This window comes from Streptomyces botrytidirepellens (genome assembly GCF_003721215.1).
GTDB lineage: Bacteria > Actinomycetota > Actinomycetes > Streptomycetales > Streptomycetaceae > Streptomyces > Streptomyces himastatinicus.
Genome location: NZ_RIBZ01000516.1, coordinates 1 through 2,398, shown reverse-complemented (window position 1 = coordinate 2,398; position 2,398 = coordinate 1). Strand labels below are relative to the sequence as shown.

Annotated in this window: 2 protein-coding genes; one reads left to right on the top strand and one right to left on the bottom strand. The window is 73.8% G+C overall.

Annotation, left to right across the window (positions count from 1 at the left end):
* Nucleotides 1-978 (bottom strand): MFS transporter (locus EEJ42_RS32190; protein WP_148082095.1); only part of this gene is annotated, 978 nt, incomplete at its 3' end.
* 79 nt (nucleotides 979-1,057) lie between these two features.
* Here EEJ42_RS32190 and EEJ42_RS32185 point away from each other — a divergent pair.
* On the top strand, nucleotides 1,058-1,951 hold the full coding sequence (locus EEJ42_RS32185; protein ID WP_123105441.1) for a LysR family transcriptional regulator: 894 nt from the start codon (nucleotides 1,058-1,060) through the stop codon (nucleotides 1,949-1,951).
* The last annotated feature ends 447 nt before the right edge of the window (nucleotides 1,952-2,398 follow it).

The following is a 2,398-nucleotide window of genomic DNA, read 5'->3' as shown; positions in this document are numbered from 1 at the left end:
CGAGGCCAGCGCGGCCGCCGCGGGCAGCCCGGCGGCCGCCCCGGCAACCCCCGCCGTGCCGAGCGCGCAGGCCAGCACCCCGGGCACCAGCAGACGCCCCGACCCGGCGCGGTCGCTGAACGACCCGGCCGCCCAGCGGCCCACGATCACCGCCGCGGACAGCACGAACAGCGCGGTCGGCGCTGCCGCGCCCCCCTCCAGGGCGAGCGGAAGGAAGGAGGTCATCCCTCCCAGAGCACACGCGGAGACGATGAGCATCGTCCACGGTCCGGCCAGTGGGCGCAGACCCCCCTCGGGACGGCTCGTACCACCCTCCCCGGGGCGCTCCCGCCCTGACGACGCCTCCGCGTCCCCCTCCTCGCTGTCCTCCGCCCGCCGGCCCGACATCAGCCCGGCCAGGGGAGCCGCCAGCACGCTCGCGGCTCCGGTGACGACGAAGACCGCGGTGAAACCGAACTGCTGGGCACACCACACCCCCGCCGGCAGACACACCACCTGCGGCAGCCCCACCGCGATGCCGTACCGGCCCACCGCCCGGCCACGCTGGCCGGGCGGCACCAGCTCGGCCACCAGGGCGCTGCCCGCCACCGCGACCATGCCGAAGCCCACGCCCCGCACCGCCGATACGGCAAGCACCCATTCCAGACCGGAGGAGACCGGATACGCGAACGTGGGCAGGCCCAGCAGCAGGGCCCCGGCGGCCAGGATCCGGCGCAGCCCGTACCGGCGCAGCAACCGGCTCATCACCAGCTGAATGCCCACCGTGGTGGCCATGGTCACCCCGGTGGCCGCACCCACCCCGCCATGCCCGGAGCCACCCTCGGCCGACCACAGGGACACCACCGACAGCAGCGGCGCGTAATTGGAGAACGTCCCCAGCGTGGCGACGATGAGCAGGACGAAGTCCCGCCCGTCCAGTCCGGTGGGGGAGCGCCGGTCCGCCGGATCGGCCCGGCGCGGAAAGGTGAAGAGGGCCATGGCTCAAGTTGTAGGCCGCCGCACCCATCGGGTCCAACGAACATCTTCGATCCAAACCATCACCGATTACGATGAGTGAATGGAGCTGAAGCACCTCACGACGTTCCTCGCCGTCGCCCGCCACATGAGCTTCACCCGCGCAGCCCAGGACCTGGACTACGTCCAGTCGAGCGTCACCGCCCACATCAAAGCCCTCGAGCAGGACCTCGGCGCCGCCCTCTTCGAACGCCTGGGACGGCGCATCACCCTCACCCACGCCGGGCGCGAGCTGCTACCCCATGCCCGGCAACTCGCCCACCAGGCGGAACAGGCCCGCCAAGCCGTCCAAGGGGCCGGCGGCGACCCCCGCACCATCCGCGGCACCCTGCGCATCGCCGCCCCCGAAAGCCTGTGCGCCCACCTCCTGCCACCAGTCCTCCGCGCCCTGATGGACCACTTCCCCCACCTCCGCGTGGTCTTCGGCCCCGCGGGCAGAAACACCCTGCTGACCTCCCTGAACGAAGGGACCCTCGACGCCGGGTTCTTGCTCGAAGAACGCATCACCGCCCCCATGGCCACCACCGAACTCCTCGCCCAGGAACCCCTGCGGCTGATCGCCCACCCCGGCCACCCGCTCCTCCACCGCCGCCACGTCGACACCGCCGACCTCGCCGACGAAACCCTGCTCCTCATCGAGCCCGGCTGCGCCCAGCGCGACGTCATGGAACGCGAGTTGGGCCGCGCGGCCATCCACCCCACCACCATGGAATTCGTCAGCGTGGAAGCACTCAAGCGCTGCGCCGCGGCGGGCCTGGGCATCGCCCTGCTCCCCGCGGCCGCCGTCACCGACGAACTCGCCCGCGGCGAGGTGGCCACCCTGCCCTGGACCAGCAAACCCGTCCTCGGCATCCACTACCTGCGCCACAAGGACCGACTGCCCAGCACCGTCCTCACCACCCTGGCCGACCTCGCCCGCCACCACTGGACCGGGTGACCGGCGGCGGGTCGGTTTCACCTCGTACAGCGGCTCAGCAGACCTTGTGAGGCCGGCGTCCGGCGCCGCCTCCGCCGCCCCGGCGGAACGGGTGTCGAGCCCGTCGGGCAGGTCCTCGAACCAGGTGCCGCCCACCCGGCGGAGCACGTCCAGGGGCCGTGCCGTGCGCGCCTCCGGCTCGGCCGCGCCGAGGCCCTCCGCGCGCGCCAGGGCGGCGGCCTCCTGGAACTCGGTGAGCGCGTACATGGTCCGGTCCAGCGGCCCGGACAGCCGGTAGGCGAGCATCGCGCAGGCCACGACCGCACCCGCGCTCGCCCCGCCGCCGAGCGCTGCCGGCCCGCCCGCGCAGAGAATCGCGGAGCACATCCCCGCGGCACAGCAGAAGGGCCGGGCCCGTCGGGGACGGGCCCGGCCCCCTTCCGCGGGGAGGCGGTCAGACGCGGTCGG

Excerpts from the sequence above, each read along its gene's own strand:
- EEJ42_RS32185 (WP_123105441.1), top strand. The coding sequence starts at position 1,058 with ATGGAGCTGAAGCACCTCACGACGTTCCTCGCCGTCGCCCGCCACATG.